At 39.5% G+C, this 16,749-nt stretch carries 15 protein-coding genes; 1 reads left to right on the forward strand and 14 read right to left on the reverse strand.

The window, feature by feature from the left end; translation table 11 throughout:
* The first annotated feature begins 6 nt into the window (after positions 1–6).
* Entirely contained in the window at positions 7–1,098 is a 1,092-nt protein-coding gene (locus tag BKM32_RS03100; protein ID WP_076662497.1) for an HmuY family protein, read from the forward strand.
* 75 nt (positions 1,099–1,173) lie between these two features.
* Here the strand turns inward: BKM32_RS03100 and BKM32_RS03105 are convergent, their stop codons facing one another.
* The 14 genes from BKM32_RS03105 to BKM32_RS03170 all read right to left on the reverse strand — a co-directional run bounded on the left by BKM32_RS03105 (position 1,174) and on the right by BKM32_RS03170 (position 16,684).
* On the reverse strand, positions 1,174–1,800 hold the full coding sequence (locus BKM32_RS03105) for a carbonic anhydrase (protein WP_076662498.1): 627 nt from the start codon (positions 1,798–1,800) through the stop codon (positions 1,174–1,176).
* A gap of 8 nt (positions 1,801–1,808) precedes the next feature.
* Complete coding sequence (locus tag BKM32_RS03110; protein ID WP_076662499.1) at positions 1,809–3,668, reverse strand: SulP family inorganic anion transporter; 1,860 nt, start codon at positions 3,666–3,668, stop codon at positions 1,809–1,811.
* A 177-nt stretch (positions 3,669–3,845) separates the two neighbouring features.
* Entirely contained in the window at positions 3,846–4,475 is a 630-nt protein-coding gene (locus BKM32_RS03115; protein ID WP_076662500.1) for a carbonic anhydrase family protein, read from the reverse strand.
* Positions 4,476–4,513: 38 nt separating this feature from the next.
* Positions 4,514–5,305, reverse strand: coding sequence for a universal stress protein (locus BKM32_RS03120; protein ID WP_076662501.1), 792 nt, complete (start codon positions 5,303–5,305; stop codon positions 4,514–4,516).
* Positions 5,306–5,311: 6 nt separating this feature from the next.
* Positions 5,312–6,904 (reverse strand): SulP family inorganic anion transporter, encoded by a 1,593-nt coding sequence (locus tag BKM32_RS03125; RefSeq protein ID WP_053976354.1) that lies wholly within the window; start codon positions 6,902–6,904, stop codon positions 5,312–5,314.
* A gap of 83 nt (positions 6,905–6,987) precedes the next feature.
* Positions 6,988–7,290, reverse strand: a complete 303-nt coding sequence (locus BKM32_RS03130) for a hypothetical protein (RefSeq protein WP_076662502.1) — start codon at positions 7,288–7,290, stop codon at positions 6,988–6,990.
* Between the two features lie 56 nt (positions 7,291–7,346).
* Complete coding sequence (locus tag BKM32_RS03135) at positions 7,347–8,105, reverse strand: tetratricopeptide repeat protein (protein WP_076662503.1); 759 nt, start codon at positions 8,103–8,105, stop codon at positions 7,347–7,349.
* 1 nt (position 8,106) lies between these two features.
* Positions 8,107–9,882 carry a BatD family protein gene (locus tag BKM32_RS03140; RefSeq protein ID WP_076662504.1) on the reverse strand — a complete coding sequence of 592 codons (1,776 nt, stop codon included), beginning with the start codon at positions 9,880–9,882 and terminating at the stop codon, positions 8,107–8,109.
* A 36-nt stretch (positions 9,883–9,918) separates the two neighbouring features.
* Positions 9,919–10,764, reverse strand: a complete 846-nt coding sequence (locus BKM32_RS03145) for a tetratricopeptide repeat protein (RefSeq protein WP_253187390.1) — start codon at positions 10,762–10,764, stop codon at positions 9,919–9,921.
* A 133-nt stretch (positions 10,765–10,897) separates the two neighbouring features.
* Positions 10,898–11,935: a VWA domain-containing protein gene (locus BKM32_RS03150; RefSeq protein ID WP_076662506.1), complete on the reverse strand. Its 1,038-nt coding sequence runs from the start codon at positions 11,933–11,935 to the stop codon at positions 10,898–10,900.
* A gap of 48 nt (positions 11,936–11,983) precedes the next feature.
* The gene (locus tag BKM32_RS03155; protein WP_076662507.1) at positions 11,984–12,988 is read right to left on the reverse strand and encodes a VWA domain-containing protein; all 1,005 of its coding nucleotides are present in this window, start codon (positions 12,986–12,988) and stop codon (positions 11,984–11,986) included.
* Positions 12,989–12,999: 11 nt separating this feature from the next.
* On the reverse strand, positions 13,000–14,703 hold the full coding sequence (locus tag BKM32_RS03160) for a BatD family protein (RefSeq protein WP_076662508.1): 1,704 nt from the start codon (positions 14,701–14,703) through the stop codon (positions 13,000–13,002).
* A 15-nt stretch (positions 14,704–14,718) separates the two neighbouring features.
* Complete coding sequence (locus tag BKM32_RS03165; protein WP_076662509.1) at positions 14,719–15,585, reverse strand: DUF58 domain-containing protein; 867 nt, start codon at positions 15,583–15,585, stop codon at positions 14,719–14,721.
* A gap of 97 nt (positions 15,586–15,682) precedes the next feature.
* On the reverse strand, positions 15,683–16,684 hold the full coding sequence (locus BKM32_RS03170) for a MoxR family ATPase (protein ID WP_076662510.1): 1,002 nt from the start codon (positions 16,682–16,684) through the stop codon (positions 15,683–15,685).
* Between the last annotated feature and the right edge of the window lie 65 nt (positions 16,685–16,749).

Here is a 16,749-nt window from a genome sequence, read left to right on the forward strand (position 1 = left end):
ACCATTATGATCAACAAACTTTTTACTGTATTATGCGTAGCTGCTACCTTGGGTTTTACAAGCTGTAGTAGTGATGACGATTCACCCTCTGGCCCAATCTCCATTGTAATTGAGGGCGCAAGTGTAAGCCCAGAGGTAGGAGGCCCTAACCAACAAAACCAAGTGTATGTAGATTTGAGCACCAACACCAGCACTAGTGTACAACGCGATTCTTGGGATCTTGGATTTTATTCTGGTGATGAATTCAAAGTGACCATCAACGGATCTATCTATATGGCAACTGCCCCTTTAACTACAACAGATATTGATGCGGTAAGCTCTAGCAACCAAGAGGTACAAGAATTACAACCTCAAGTTGCGGTTGGAACCTTTCAAGCGGCGAGTGCAGCCTTTGTAGACGCGCCATCAGGTGATATTTCTGAAACCGCCATTGCAACGATTTCAGAAAATGATGCCGACAACAAAGTATACCTATTGAACTTGGGCTATGAAGTTGGAACAGAAACTCCAGAAACCGGAACCATTGCAGTAACCGGTGAATCAAGAGGATGGATGAAAATTCGCGTTTTGAAAGACGGTAACGACTATGTATTGCAATATGCCAACTTGGATGATGCTACCCACGAAGAAGTTGTTGTTTCAAAAAGCAACGAACACAATTTCACCTTCTTTAGTTTCAATACCAACAGTGAAGTTAATGTTGAACCAGCCTCAGTTAATTGGGATTTAAACTTCACGGTATTCACAAACTTAATCGAAGGTTACGGTGCTTATGGATATTCCGATTTTGTGGTGAATAACACAAAGGCCAATGTAGGCATCTATATGATCGATTCTGAAGTTGAAACAGAATTAACCTATAATGAATTTACGTTAGCTAATGTTGTTGACGCCAATTTTGTATACAATGACCAAAGAACTATTGGAAGCAGCTGGAGAAATGGCGGAGGTCCTAGTGCTTCCCCTTCTGTAAAAGAAAATGTATTCTACATCATCAGTGATACCGATGGCAACCTTTACAAACTAAAATTCTTGGCAATGTCCACCGAATCCGGTGAACGAGGAAACCCCGAGTTTGTATACTCACTGTTGCAATAACACTTTTTATCATTTGAATAATTAGTTTTTGTATTTAAATGAAAAAGCCACTCAACTTGAGTGGCTTTTTTTGTTTTAATCTAAATGATAAATCTTCCTAATGTTTTCCAATATAGCTGCAAAATCGATTTTCAAGTCAATGAGCTTCCCTGAATGCACATCAAACACCCAACCATGAACTTTTAAGCCACGATCCCTAACTGCCTTTTGAATGGCTGCCGTTTTGATTAGATTGACACATTGTTCCTGTACATTGAGCTCAATTAAACGATCATAGCGTTTATTTTCGTCTTCAATGGTATTGAGTTCTTCGGCGTGCAATCGATATACGTCCCTGATACTACGCAACCAAGGATTCAATAGTCCCAAATCTTCCGATAACATGGCTGCCTTTACACCTCCGCAGGCATAATGTCCACATACCACCACATCTGCAACCTTCAAATGGTTCACCGCATACTCCACCACAGACATCGCGTTTAAATCGGTAGCAATAACCATGTTTGCAATGTTACGGTGCACAAAAGCTTCTCCTGGTTCTAGGCCCATAAGACCTTCCACATCTACACGGCTATCGGAACAGCCGATGTACAAAAACTGGGGACTTTGTCCCTTTCCCAACTTATGAAAATAAGCGTTATCCTTGGCCAATTTCTCCTGAATCCACTTTTCGTTATTTTCAAAAACTCTGTTTAAATCCATTTTCCACTCTAATAAATCACGTTATTTTTTATCCAATTTGTTCCCTCCTTGAAAGTACCAAAAATACGATCTTCCGATATCAATTCCGGTATAATTCCAATGCGCTCCATCATGTAACGAGGTTGCCTTAATAGACCAACCAATAAAACGGTTACTCCGTTTTTACTCAATTCCTGTAAAACATCTTCAAAGGCATATAAACCCGATTGATCCATATACTGCATACGTCCCAACCTAATTACAATTGTTTTGGCATTTGATGGGATTTGGGCCGCCAACCTTTGAAAGTCGCTGGTTGAACCGAAAAACAATGGTCCCTTTACATGTTTTACAAATACCTCGTCTTTTAATTTTTCAGGAAAATTGGGAGCGTCATCCCAGGCGGTTTCTTTGGCCAAAGGTTTCACATCCGAACGTTCGGCTGTGAGATCCCCAATCTTTTTCATAAACATCAACGAGGCAATGATAAGTCCAATGCCAACGGCATACACCAAATTCCAAAGAGATGACAGCACTAACACAACGATCATGATCAACACTTCCGAACTCACCCAAAATGGACCAATACGTGTATCTCTTGGAAGACTAGGGATGGCCTTTAAACCTTTGTAATCCATAACCCCTATTCCTACGGTTATCAGAATTCCTGCTAAAACCGCTGCTGGAATTTTAGAAGCAATTGGCCCTAATACCAACAAAATGATGAGCAACACCAAACCTGCAATCATTCCAGACAACCGGGTCTTACCACCGGATTGAATATTTACAACGGTTCTAATAGTTGCCCCTGCCCCAGGAATGCCACCAAAAACCGCCCCAATGCTGTTGCCTATGCCCTGCCCTATCAATTCTTTGTTTGGACGGTGTTTGGTTTTCGTCATATTATCGGCCACGATACTAGTCAACAAAGAGTCAATGGCACCTAAAAGAGATAAGGTTAATGCCGTAAAAATATAGGGTGTTAACTGTGTAACACTAAAATTGGCAAACATGCTAATATTGGGCGCAGGAAAACCGCTGGGGATTTGTTGTATCGGTTTGTAATCCAATCCAAAAACAATCGCTATGGCAGACATTACCAATAATGCCACCAAGGTGCTTGGCACTGCCCTAGTAATTCGCTTAAATCCATAAATGATAAAAATGGTGCCCAAAGCCAAGACAAGCTCCAACCAATTAATATTCATGAGTGCTCTTGGAAATACTTTAATTGCCCCCAAAACCCCAGAAGCATCATTGGCAGCCAAGGTTTCTGATTCTTTAAGAATATCGGCTTCATCGATAAGTTCTGCTCGATTGATGGTTTCTTTGAAATCTTCCAAAACCAAAATACCTTCACCCGCTTCCTCCTTCAAAATATTTTCAAGGATAACCTCTTCGGCCACGGGCTTAAATTGATTTACATAAGCAGCATCCTCTTTTGGGTAATATCCGAGAGAAGGTAAAATTTGAGTCACAATAATAATTACCCCAATTGCCGACATGAATCCAGAAACTACAGGATATGGTATGTAACGGATGTACTTTCCCAACCCCAAAACTCCCAAGCCAATTTGCATGAGCCCAGAAAGTAAAAACACAATTAAAATAGTAGGAAGCGCCTTTTGAACATCTCCATCGTTCGCAGCTACAATACCAGCAATAACCACCATACTCACCGCCGTCATAGGAGCCGTAGGACCCGAAATTTGGGTATTGGTTCCTCCAAATAATGCCGCGAAAAAACTTAAAAAGATAGCACCATAAAGTCCGGCACTGGGCCCTAAACCAGAACTCACCCCAAAGGCAAGGGCCAATGGCAGTGCCACAATACCTGCTGTAACACCTCCAAAAGCATCACCTTTAAAATTGGAGAACAATTTGTTCAATTTCTATCTATTTATAAATGCTACACTAAATTTACCTCTAATAATTTAAAGAAAAAAGAGCATTCAAAAACACTTTGAAACAAATTGTATTTTAAATACTAAAGAATAAAAAAAACAGCGCCAACTAAGTGATGGCGCTGCCCAAATAATAATTTAACGTATGTTGTATGCTAAGTTTTATTCATAGAAAGTTACGGCTCCTGTATTGATATCATACATGGCGCCAATAATCTTAATTTCTCCATTCTTTTCCATTTCATCAAGAATTGGACTTTCTGCATGGATTCTTTCAATGGTTAAATGCACGTTTTTCTCTGAAACGGCATCTACAAACTCTAAATTTTTAGAGTTTCTCAAGCTTTTATCTGCAGGTTCTGCCACACTGTCTACTGCAGGAGTAATTTTTTGAATCAGCTTGGTTAGATTACCCATTTCGGCATGGTCGCAAGCACCTTTTACAGCGCCACAACTGGTATGCCCCAACACCACAATAAGTTTGGTTCCTGCCAATTTACAGGCAAACTCCATGCTTCCAAGGATGTCTTCGTTTACAAAATTTCCTGCAATACGAACACTAAAAATGTCCCCTAATCCTTGGTCGAATACCAACTCGGCAGAAACTCTAGAATCGATACAGCTTAAAATGGTGGCAAAAGGAAACTGCCCCTCGCTGGTGTCATTCACCTGTTCCAATAAATTTCTGTTTGCCTTAAGGTTATTTTGAAATCTTTGGTTTCCTTCTTTCAAAAATGCCAATGACTTTTCTGGGGTCATGGTTGCTTGTGTTTCCTTAGTATGTGCTTTCATAATTTTATTTTGATTTTATATCCTTGTTTAGCATCAAATTATTGAGCTGATATTAAAAGGGATATATTAAAATTGTTTACAATATTAGTAATATCTGAATGTTTTGTTTTTACTTCTTGTCCTGTTTTTGTCCTTCCACGGTCTACGCAAAATAGATTTACGTTACTTTTGGAAAGGTAACTGGACATATTTTTAATGCTTTGGTCTCCTGACTCAAACACATATTCTACCGTTTCGTAAGCATCTGTTTGTTCTTCCTTAGCTACATCCCCATTCGCAATCTTAAAGGATTTTAATGGCTGCTTGGTATAGGCCAACAACCTTCCCGCAAAACTTGGAAAGTTACCATTAAATACTCCCAATGATAAGGGGTGCTTAGGCTCCAAACTGTTCTCAGAACCTACAATCATCAAGATACCCTTGAACTCCTCCATTACAAATTGGGTGAGACCATCACTGCCCAGACCCAATAATTTGGACTGCTTTTTGCCCATAACGATAATATCAGGACGATTTCCCTTGATATGCGAAGCTATCTCGTTCTTCACATTGCCAAAAGCGAAGTTGAAAGGAATCTCAATTCCATAAGCTTCCGAAATGGGCTGGATCAATTCTTGAATTTTTTTCTTAGTACTGCTCTTTTCTTCGTTAATGCTACGCATGGCGGACAACTGATTTTCCTTGTGCACAATATCTCCTGCCCTTTTTACATGAAACAACTCAATATTTCCTTGAATCATGTTGGCCAAACTTATTGCACTTTTCAGGGTCGCTTCCGTTGCAACTCCCAAATCTGAAAGTACCAATATATGATGTGCCTTGGATTCCATAACCGTTTAGCTTAAACTTAGTTTTGATTTTGGACGCTCCTTAAAAAACTTCACAAAACTTGGAGGGTTTTCAACAACACCACGTTTTGAAACTAGTTTTACATCAATATTTCGCTCTTTTGCTTTATGTGTAAAATCCTCAAGAATCTCAATAATATCATGATCCAAATAACGGGTCTTCATCAAATCGAGTTCTAAATACGTATCGCGAGGTAAGCTATCCAATTCCTTCAAAATGGCACCTTTGTTAAAAAAGGTTACTTCTTCTGCCAGGGTCATCTTAATTTGGTGCTTACCATTACTCTTATCTTCAATATGCAAAAAGTGTGAGTTTTGGTAGCTTTTTAGAAGAATGACTACAATTCCTACCAACAGTCCCATACTGATTCCCACCAATAGGTCGGTGAATACAATTCCTACTACGGTAACAATAAAAGGCAACCACTGTTTCCAGCCCAACTTATACATCTCGATGAACAATTTTGGCTTTGCCAATTTATATCCCACAACTAACAGGATAGCGGCCAAAACAGAAAGTGGAATCATGTTCAATAACCTTGGGATAAGAACTACCGATACCAATAATAGCAATCCATGAATGATGGTAGCCAATTTGGTACGCCCTCCAGATTGAATGTTGGCGGAACTTCTTACAATTACCTGAGTAATTGGCAAACCTCCAATTAAACCTGAGAAGATGTTTCCTGTTCCTTGAGCCAACAATTCTCTATTAGTTGGTGTTACATTTTTGTGAGGATCTATTTTATCTGTGGCCTCTACACACAATAGAGTTTCCAAACTTGCCACTAACGCAATTGTAAAGGCTGTTACCCAAACTTCGTGATTGGTAATGGCTGCGAAATTAGGAAAGGTAAACTGACCCAAAAAGGAACTAAAATCATCAGGAATTGGCACACTTACCAAATGGGTTTCCGAAATGTTTAAAGCACTGTTGGATTGTGTTAAAACATAAAACACAATACCTAATACCACGGCTACCAAAGGCCCTTGAATGATCTTAAAGAATTTTGCCTTTTTAGCCAATACATTGTCCCAAAAGAGAATTACTCCAAGTCCAACGATACCAATGACCATGGAGCCAATGATTAAATGATCGAAAATATGAAAGATGGAAGAAAAGGTATTTTCTCCCGAAAGTTCGAGGAAACTATCCGCTCCTTCTGGCTCGGCATCATAACCAAAAAAGTGTGGAATTTGCTTGAGGATGATGATAATTCCAATTCCCGTCAACATTCCTTTAATCACCGAAGACGGAAAATAGTACCCGATTACTCCCGCTCTCAAAAAGCCAAGAGCTAATTGGATGACTCCACCCAAAACTACTGCAACCAGAAAGTTTTCATAACCTCCCAAAGTTCCAATAGCTGTCAAAACGATAGCGGCCAAACCGGCGGCTGGCCCACTAACACCTATATTGGATCCACTTAAAGACCCTACTACAATTCCTCCAATAATACCGGCAATGACCCCAGAAAACAATGGAGCTCCACTTGCCAAGGCAATACCCAAACATAGGGGTAAAGCCACAAAAAACACGACTATACTAGCCGGAAAATCTTGCTTAATAAACTTAAACATACGCTAATTTTTTTCACCTTAAAAAAGGCTATAGTTAAACATAATATGTGGGCCTAGATGAGTATATCCAGACCAAACTGGGTTTAAACTATTGTATGTTCTGGTGGGGGAGAAATGATTTTAAAAAACTTCTTGGAGTAATGTTTTACAGGTAATACCGTTATCCTTTTTTCCTTGGAAACATCAAATACCAATTCGTTTTTATCAAATTCAAAAAACTTGATTTCGTTATCCTTAATTTTTTCTACAGACTTTTCCTCTTCTTCATTGACACTGAAAAAGGCTGTCATATCAAAATCGTTATCGAGAACGGCCACAACAGTAGGGGCTGCAATAAATGCAACAAATACTGATAAAAAGAAAATTGTAATGGCCTTTTGAAACATTAGAATTCGTAAAGTAACAAATATAACACTCGTTACTAAGAAATTCGTTAAATAATTTAAAAAGTCTTCAACAAGCGTATGTCATTTCCGCTTATCCAGCCCGTTTTTCCGTCGGAGAGTTTAATTTTTTTCCAATCGTTAAGTGTATCCAAAACTTGAACCTTGGTACCTTCATGCAACCTAAAGGCTTCTTCACTTCTTAAATTAGGTTCACTTTTCACTTGGCTTTCTTGTGCAAACACAATGGCAGGTTGGTCCCTGCGCTCCAATTCATACCTGTGGAACGCAAATGTTAAAGCTATTAGGCTAATTCCCAAGAAAGCAAAACTGGATACAAATGTGACACGTTTGGTAACCGTGGAATAACTGAAATAATAATAAAGATACAGCACCACAAAAACAAATAACCCAGCCACTGCTGCATAGGCCCAACCATCAAATCCCAATGATCTAGTGGCACCATTTACTATTTTTGAAAGACCAACTTCTGGAATTACATCAATGGCATCTATGGTCATATTTTTGGCAAATGCCATGTTGTTTTGGATCTCCCTATCGTTTGGTGCCAATTGCAATGCCTTTTCGTAATAGAAAATACTGGGCGCAATATTGTTGAGCTTATAGTTGGCATTTCCCAAATTGAAATACACCTCGGCAGAATGCTTACCATTATTCAAAATAGCTTCATATTTCTCAATGGCTTCGGCATAATCACCCTCATTATAAAGCTTATTGGCCTGTTCAAACAATGAATCGTTTTGGGCAAAGACTAAAGTAGAGCTCAGTACGAAAAGGATAAGAAATAACTTTTTCATCTTAACTAATTTGCTTATCAATTAATGAAATTGTCTTGGCAGATTTCTCATAATCCTGCTGCATTTCTACATTGGTAATTGGGGTGTATCGCGCCAATTCGCAATTCTTTAAAATTCCAACAAACTCATCCACCACAGTAGTTTCTACATTTTTGGACGTGAGGAGTTCTCTAATTTTATCCTTACTGAACTCGCTGGTTTCAATATGCAAAGTCGCTTTTAAATAATTGTGAAGGGCCTTTTCAAGAGCTACATAAAAGGCTTCCTTTTGTCCCAAATTGCGCTTGGCTTCTCCAAGGTACTTTTTGGCCAACTTATCGGCCCTACGGATTTTATTCCCAAAGACATCTGCCGCACGTTTATCGCGTTCCTTTCTGTACACCATCGCCAATGGAATAGCCAACAATGGCAGCAATAAAGAACTCCAAAACCATATAGACTTAAAGAAGTATTTTGGTTTAATAGGCTTTAAATTGGCATCGGTTTTTATAAAGGCAAATTGGTCGTTACTTAAAATAACCTTTTGCTTATTGCCCGCTGCTGTAGTAAGACTATTATCTTGTGTGGCATTGTTATTTGGACCTTCCAAAACATCAATGATAATTTCATCTGAAGTGATGCGCTTATAGCTTTCTGTTTTTAAATCGAAATAGGAAAAGGACACCTTCGGAATTGGATATTTCCCCTTAAACTGAGGCACCACAGTATAACTATCGGAAATACTCCCTTGCATCCCTGCAAGCGTAGTTCTTACATTCTCGGTATATTCTGGTTCATAAATCTCCAATGAACTTGGCACGGTCAATTTAGGAAGCTTGAACAGTTTTAAATTTCCATTTCCAGTTACTTCTGCCTTTAATTGCAAGGATTCCGTAGCATTCAATTCGTTTTTGGAAGCTTTCAACTTAAAGTCAAAATTCCCCACAGCTCCTGTAAAATCCGAAGGTTTATTTTCTTCAGGTAACGGTTTTACAGTAATCGTTTTAGCCCCAGCTGACACTGTACGGTGCACCTTGGTCATTAAACGTCCACCAAAAATATCGCGACGGTTGGTAGGTACATCAACCGTCACATCCAAACTTAAAGGTTCAATATCCAGCTTTCCTGTTTTCTGCGGATATAGCACGGTTTTACGCAACACGACATAACGGTATTCTTCGCCTTTATAAGTGCCGTTTTCTACCTTAAGCCCTTTAATATCGATGTTCTGACTCCAGAAATCACTAAACTTAGGATTGTCAATTTCCCTCCAATTGCTCACACCTGTATTGGCAGACACATAAAGTTTGTATTCTACGGAAATGGCTTCGTTGAGATAAGGATTGGTTTTGGAAACCTCAGCTACCAAATGAATATTATCTTCCGCAATATTGTCGGCATTGTAAGGATCGTTAGGCCGCTTTACAGCTTCCGTAACCTCAACGGCTACGGTTTGGGTTTTATAAATTTGCCCATCAATTTCTATGGTAGCCTGATTGATGGTAATTTTCCCACGCTTTTTGGGAGCCAAAAAATAACTGTAGGTTTTGGAAAATGATCGCTTTCCATTAAGCCACGAATTGCTTACAGAAGTATTGGGACCTCCCACAACATCAAAACCTGCAAAATCTGGAGGCGTAAAATTGTCCCCATCCTTATCCATTTCAAAATCGATGCGTAAACGCTCGTTAATCCCAAGTTTGGTCTTGCTAACTTTGGCCTCAAACTTAACTTGGGCAGCCGTTATTGCGGTGCTTAAAACAAATAACAATAATGTGATATGTTTGATCAATTTCATGTGTCTATCTGCAACTATAAATCTTGAAAATTTGTTCTACCAGTCCTTTTCTGCTTTTACCGGAGTGCCTTTTTGTTTTTCAGCGTTCATCTTCTCCTGAACTTTCTGCTCTTGATTGTTCATGGCCTCCAATAAATTCTTTATCTGCTGTGGCGACAATTGTCCAGGCTGTGGCTGCGGCTTTTGCTGCTCCTTGTCCTTCTCGTCACCTCCCTGATTGTCTTTCTTGTCGTCCTTAGGCTTTCCTTTGTCATCCTCTTGATCATCGCCATCTTTTTCATCTTGATCACCTTGATCCTTTTGATCTTGGTTTTGCTGATCCTGATTTTGTTGATCTTCTTTCTCCTGATCCTGGTTATCCTCTTTATTCTCGTCTTCGTCCTTCTTGTCCTTATTGTTTTCCTGTTGGCGCTCTGCACACTCTTTGGCCATGGCTAAATTATACCTTGTTTCATCATCTGAAGGATCATTGCGTAAGGCATTCTTAAAAGCTTCCACAGCTTCTTGGCACTTTTCATTTTTCATCAGGATATTTCCAATGTTGTGGAAAGCTTTGTGTTTTTCCGCTCTGTCTGTAGCATTTTTGGCTGCCTGTTGGTGACGGTAAAGCGCTTCATCGTAATTGCCCTTTTCGTAATAGGAATTTCCTAAATTATAGGTTCCGGATACAGTAGTAGGCTGTTCGGAAATGGCTTTTCGGTATTCCATTTCAGCACCTGTATAATCCTCCTTCTCTACCAGTTCGTTGGCATCATACACATATGAATTGGCTTTTTGGGTCGCCTTTAATTGCTCTTTTTCCTTGTCTTTATCCTGCGCAAAGGAAAATCCGGTGGTGACCATTAAGAGTACTAAAACCAATTGTTTCATTTGTGACTTCATTATTAAACTAAAAGGCCAAAACCTTTGTCTTAAACCATTTGACATACCAAGATATAAAACCCTGTTTTTTATGTCCGTTAAAAAATTTATAAAATTGCCGTTATGCCGACAAGCTACATAAATAGTAGGGAATCTACAGGTTTTCGTTGAATAAATTCAACTTCTTCAACCATGCAGTCTTGCGTTCCAATAAGAAAATATCGATGAACAAAAAGAAAATCCCAAAGCCCAAAAACCATTGAAACTGATCTTTGAAATCGGCAAATTCCTTAGATTCAAACTCTGTTTTATCCATCTTGTTCAAAATCTCATGGATGGTCTCCACAACTGTAGCCGTATTACTTCCATTTATATATTCTCCGTTCGCTTCTTCAGCAATACTTTTCAAGGTTTCCTCATGTAACTTCGTAATTACCGTTTCACCGTTGTTATCCTTTTTATAGTTGAGCACTACCCCATTTTTCTTAATAGGAATAGGGCCTCCTTTAACATCTCCAACCCCAATGGTAAAAATGCGAATGCCTTGTTTATTGGCTTCTTCTGCAACACGTGAAGACATTTCGCTGTGGTCTTCCCCATCTGAAATGATGATCAACACCCTATTGGTTTGTTCTTCATCATCAAAATAGGTTTTGGCCAATTCGATGGCTTCATCGATAGCCGTTCCCTGTGAAGACAACATGTCTGTATTCATATTTTGAAGGAACATCTTGGCCGAAGCATAGTCTGTAGTAATTGGCAATTGCGGAAAGGCCTTCCCTGCGTAGGCAATGATCCCTACACGATCACTGGCCAAATTATTGATGATTTGGGTGACCAACTGCTTGGCCTTTTCCAAACGATTAGGCGCAATATCCTCGGCCAACATACTTTTGGACACATCTACCGCAAACACTACATCCACCCCTTCACGTTTTACCGTTTCAAGTTTGGTACCAATCTTAGGGTTCACCATGGCCAAAGCCAAACAGGCAAAGGCCAAACATAATACCACGATTTTCAAGATGGATTTAAACAAGGATTGGTTAGGGCTCAAACGCTGCAATAGTTCCTTATTGGCAAATTTCTTTTGGGCTCTGTATTTCCAAACCTGGAGCATCAAAAAGAGTAGGATGATTATTGGAATGACCAATAATCCCCAGAACCATATTTTTTCGTCTAATTGATACATATTCTATACTTGTTGATAACCTTTATCAGGTTATCCATTTAATTATTATTACACAAAACTTCTAAAAACAGTAGACCTCAGTAGCACTTCAACAAGCAACAAAATGCTAGCCAACAATACCAATGGGCGGAATTTCTCTTCGTAATTGTAAAATTTGAATTCCTCTATTTCCGTTTTTTCGAGTTTGTTGATTTCCGCATAAATCTCTTCCAACTTTTTATTGTTGGTTGCCCTAAAGTATTTTCCTCCTGTAACCTCTGCGATTTCTTTCAACAGAGCCTCATCAATTTCCACTTGTACACGACCGTACTGAAACTTACCATTCGGCATAATGGCAATTGGAGAAAGTGCCATTCCATTAGTTCCCAAACCAATGGTATATACTTTAATGCCGTATTCCAAAGCCAATTCACTTGCTATTTTAGGATCGATGAATCCAGAATTGTTCACCCCATCGGTTAACAAAATGATGATTTTACTTTTGGCCTTACTGTCTTTTAATCGGTTTACAGAAGTCGCCAATCCCATACCAATGGCTGTACCACCTTCAATGATGGTGTTGTACTTAATATCATCCAAAGAGCGCAATACAATGGCTTTATCACTGGTAATTGGTGTTTTGGTGTAGCTCTCCCCTGCATACTCTACCAAACCAATTCTATCATTGGGGCGTCCTTTAATAAACTCTGCCGCCACATCCTTTAAGGCCTCCAGACGGTTAGGCTGTAAATCTTTTGCCAACATACTGGCCGAGACATCTATGGCCATGACAATGTCAATTCCTCGGGTAGTTTTGGTTTTGGTAGACACATCCACCGTTCTTGGACGCGCCAAGGCAGTAATAAGCAATCCCAAAGCCAAAAGTCGCAAAACGAATAATAAATGCTTCAATTTCGGCAACCAAGGATTGGTAAGTTTAAAACCTTTTAAACTGGAAATCTTTAGTTCGGCGGTTTGCTTTTTGTGCTTCAACACATACCACAACAATGCCAAGGGCAACACCAACAGCAGCCAAAAAAATTCTTTATTTAAAAACTCTATACCTTCCAACATATAGCTCTTGTTTATTTCTCCTGTTCGGCTTCTTGTTCTTTTTTAACCAATTCCACAGAATTGATAATGCGATCTATCATTTCATCAGCATACACGTCATTATCTGGCCAGGTAACCATCACCTGCTGTAACACATTTTCTGATGTAAATTGCAATATGGTATATTTTGCAGGCACCAAAGTTTCTGTATTCAGCAATGGAATGCTCAAACTTCCGTACGTTTTTAAACCTTCGGCCGCATTGGGCGTGATAAACTGTTCTCTTTTCACCAGAATATCCTTAGCACCCTTTTGTTCCATACCTGCAATAGCCATTTCTGAGGCTTGGGCCAAGTCAATCTTTGGAGCACTTTGATCGGCTCCCTGAGCTTGTTGTCCTTGTGGTTGTTGCAGCACTGTTGTACTAACCATTACACTGAACATATCCAAAAGGGTTCCATAACTAAATGCCGTCACTTTTACCGAGCCTTGAGCTTCCTTTGGAAGCGGCAGCTCCACGCGCTTCAATACTCTAGGAGTTGAAATGCTTATTGGCGGCACGCCATAATCGCTACTCACCCATTCACCTTCTAAAAGTTCCTTACTTTCATGACCAACAACCGTATCCTTTACATAGGCAAATCCATATTTTATTCCAAGTCCTACAACCGTAGCCATCATCAAGAAGAAGGCAATAACGACCGTAATGATTACTTTTTTACGTTTCTTTTTGCGTTCCTGTTCTTCCTTGTATTGTTGATCCAGTAATTTCTCTTCTTCGGTAGGCTCTGGAAGGGATTCCTTTACATGATCAATCTCCAAATCAATCGTATTTCTATCCATTTCGGCCAAGGCCACATCTGGAGCAGACTTGGCAAATTTCACCAAATCGGCACGCTTCAAAATACTTTCCAGGTTTTGGATGTCTTCTTTGCTTATGGAAATTTGGTTGCCTTCCCTAAGCAAATACAAACGTTCGATAAGCTCGTCCGTAGTACTTTCCAAAGCGCGGTCATAAACCTTTTCATCCAGATACCTTCTAATGATGAAAGTCAATTCAGAATAGTATTCTTTCAATTCTGACTTTTGCAAATAATCGCTTTCATCCAAGCTTTTCAAGGCCATTTTTGCGCGATCGTAAGGCGGCAACAACGCTATTTTTTCTTCTTCGGTCAATGGCTTTTTTCGCCATAAAAACCAATATAGCAAACCACCTACCAAAGCAAATATGCCCAAAATGGCCAAGAGGATTTTCCACCAATTGCTAGATGGTTCTTTCACTTCCATAAAAGGCTTGATGTCGTACAAACCTTGTTTGGTGGTGTCCACCACGACTGTATTCACCTCAACTCTTAAAGAATCGGTGAAAAAGGTTTTGTCGCCAATAAGAATTTTTTGTTTTGGAATGATATAACTCCCAGAATCAAACTGGGTCAAACCATATTTCTTGATTAGGTTGAATTTGGCATCCTGTTTTGTCGTATCTATTTCATAAGATTGAATGACTTCCAAAGGCGAAAAGGTTTGCCCTTCTGGAAACACGACCAAATCTGTAGAATCGGCCTCTACGGCAATTTTATAGGTAATCTGTTCCCCAATTTTAATTTTGGTAGAATCTACGGTTGAAGTTACTTGACCATATGAAACCTTTGTAAAACCGAATACCAAAAACAAAACACCCAAAACTTGCAGTTCTTTTTTGAGGTTCAATTTTATAATTCCGAGGCTGTTTTTCATAGGTTATTATCTTTTTTAAGCGCGTCTTTTAAAATATCCCAACAATTTTTTCACATAGCTTTCATCTACGCGGCAGTCAATAGTTCCTGCTCCAGATTTTGTAAAACTGTCCCTAAAGTAATCCACCTTGTCATGATAAAATTTAGAGTAGTTGCGGCGTACGGTTTTGGATTGTGTGTTGACCAACATCAGTTCACCCGTTTCCTCGTCCTGCATTTGCACCATACCAATATTTGGGATTTCCTCTTCGCGCTGATCATACACCCTAATTCCGGTAACATCGTGTTTACCACATACTATTTTTAGGGTCTGTTTATAATCGTCTGCAATAAAATCTGAAAGCATGAATACAATGGCCTTTTTCTTCATGACGTTGGTCAAGAACTTTAAGGCTTCCACCACATTGGTTTGTCTGCTTTTTGGTTGAAATTCGATAAGCTCACGAATGATGCGCAGTACATGCGATCTTCCTTTTTTAGGCGGAATGAAAAGCTCTATTTCATCTGAGAACAAAATCAAGCCAATCTTGTCATTGTTCTGTGTGGCCGAAAAGGCCAAGGTTGCAGCAATTTCAGTAACCACTTCGTTTTTGAATTGCTGTTCCGTACCAAACAACTCAGAACCCGAAACATCCACCATCAACATCATGGTAAGTTCACGTTCTTCCTCAAATACTTTAATATAAGGTTCGTTGTAACGTGCAGTTACATTCCAATCAATATTCCTTACATCATCCCCAAATTGGTACTGCCGTACTTCACTAAAAGTCATACCGCGTCCTTTGAAGGTAGAATGGTATTCACCCCCAAAAATATGATCGGACAAACGTCTTGTCTTAATCTCTATTTTTCGAACTTTCTTTAATAACTCTTTAGTATCCATATTGGCCTACAGTATTTAGCAATCAGCAAATAAAATATTGGTCACAGTTTGGCTAAGGCCTTGCTGCGAAACAAAATCTATCTCATAAAGGCACCGACTAAGGCACTTCAATTTCGTTTACAATTTTATTGATGATATCTACGGAAGTAATATTTTCTGCTTCGGCTTCGTAAGTAATTCCAATTCTATGGCGCAATACATCATAAACCACCGCACGAACATCTTCAGGAATTACATACCCACGGCGTTTGATAAATGCATAACATTTGGCGGCAGTGGCAAGGTTGATACTTCCACGAGGAGAAGCTCCAAAGGAAATCAACGGTTTCAAATCGGCCAATCTATATTTCTCTGGATAACGGGTCGCAAAAATGATGTCGAGGATGTATTTCTCAATCTTCTCATCCATATACACCTCACGAACCGCCTTTTGGGCACTCAAGATCTGCTCGATAGATACCACAGGGTTCACTTTTTCAAAAGCACCTTTTAGGTTGGCACGAACAATTAATTGCTCTTCCTCCAACTTAGGATAATCAATTACGGTTTTCAACATGAAACGGTCTACCTGCGCTTCCGGTAACGGATAGGTTCCTTCCTGTTCCACAGGGTTTTGAGTAGCCATTACCAAGAACGGCTTGTCCAACACAAAAGTCTCATCACCAATGGTTACCTGCTTTTCCTGCATGGCCTCCAACAAAGCCGACTGTACTTTGGCAGGTGCCCTGTTGATCTCATCTGCCAACACGAAATTGGCAAAAATTGGTCCTTTTTTGATGGAGAAATCATTCTCCTTGATGTTATAAATAAGGGTTCCCACCACATCGGCAGGCAACAGGTCTGGAGTAAACTGAATTCTGCTAAAGCTACCGTGAACAGCTTTGGACAACGTATTAATGGCAAGCGTTTTTGCCAATCCAGGCACCCCTTCCAATAAAATGTGTCCCTGCCCCAATAAACCAATAAGTAATCGTTCCACCATATGTTTCTGGCCCACAATTACTTTATTCATTTCTAGGGTAAGCAAATCAACAAAAGCACTCTCTTTTTCAATTTTCTCATTGATGGTCGCGATATCAATTGTACCTGTTTGTTCCATTCTATTTATTTTTAAACTCGAATATAGTATCCTTAATTGAGGCTTGCAAATTGTTGAAATTTTTC

The organism is Mangrovimonas sp. DI 80 (assembly GCF_001975575.1).
Classification (GTDB): domain Bacteria; phylum Bacteroidota; class Bacteroidia; order Flavobacteriales; family Flavobacteriaceae; genus Mangrovimonas_A; species Mangrovimonas_A xylaniphaga.

Excerpts from the sequence above, each read along its gene's own strand:
- BKM32_RS03140 (WP_076662504.1), bottom strand. The coding sequence starts at position 9,882 with ATGAAATTGATCAAACATATCACATTATTGTTATTTGTTTTAAGCACC.
- BKM32_RS03100 (WP_076662497.1), top strand. The coding sequence starts at position 7 with ATGATCAACAAACTTTTTACTGTATTATGCGTAGCTGCTACCTTGGGT.
- BKM32_RS03160 (WP_076662508.1), bottom strand. The coding sequence starts at position 14,703 with ATGAAAAACAGCCTCGGAATTATAAAATTGAACCTCAAAAAAGAACTG.
- BKM32_RS03105 (WP_076662498.1), bottom strand. The coding sequence starts at position 1,800 with ATGGATTTAAACAGAGTTTTTGAAAATAACGAAAAGTGGATTCAGGAG.
- BKM32_RS03170 (WP_076662510.1), bottom strand. The coding sequence starts at position 16,684 with ATGGAACAAACAGGTACAATTGATATCGCGACCATCAATGAGAAAATT.
- BKM32_RS03165 (WP_076662509.1), bottom strand. The coding sequence starts at position 15,585 with ATGGATACTAAAGAGTTATTAAAGAAAGTTCGAAAAATAGAGATTAAG.
- BKM32_RS03150 (WP_076662506.1), bottom strand. The coding sequence starts at position 11,935 with ATGTATCAATTAGACGAAAAAATATGGTTCTGGGGATTATTGGTCATT.
- BKM32_RS03120 (WP_076662501.1), bottom strand. The coding sequence starts at position 5,305 with ATGGAATCCAAGGCACATCATATATTGGTACTTTCAGATTTGGGAGTT.
- BKM32_RS03145 (WP_253187390.1), bottom strand. The coding sequence starts at position 10,764 with ATGAAGTCACAAATGAAACAATTGGTTTTAGTACTCTTAATGGTCACC.
- BKM32_RS03115 (WP_076662500.1), bottom strand. The coding sequence starts at position 4,475 with ATGAAAGCACATACTAAGGAAACACAAGCAACCATGACCCCAGAAAAG.
- BKM32_RS03135 (WP_076662503.1), bottom strand. The coding sequence starts at position 8,105 with ATGAAAAAGTTATTTCTTATCCTTTTCGTACTGAGCTCTACTTTAGTC.
- BKM32_RS03125 (WP_053976354.1), bottom strand. The coding sequence starts at position 6,904 with ATGTTTAAGTTTATTAAGCAAGATTTTCCGGCTAGTATAGTCGTGTTT.
- BKM32_RS03130 (WP_076662502.1), bottom strand. The coding sequence starts at position 7,290 with ATGTTTCAAAAGGCCATTACAATTTTCTTTTTATCAGTATTTGTTGCA.
- BKM32_RS03155 (WP_076662507.1), bottom strand. The coding sequence starts at position 12,988 with ATGTTGGAAGGTATAGAGTTTTTAAATAAAGAATTTTTTTGGCTGCTG.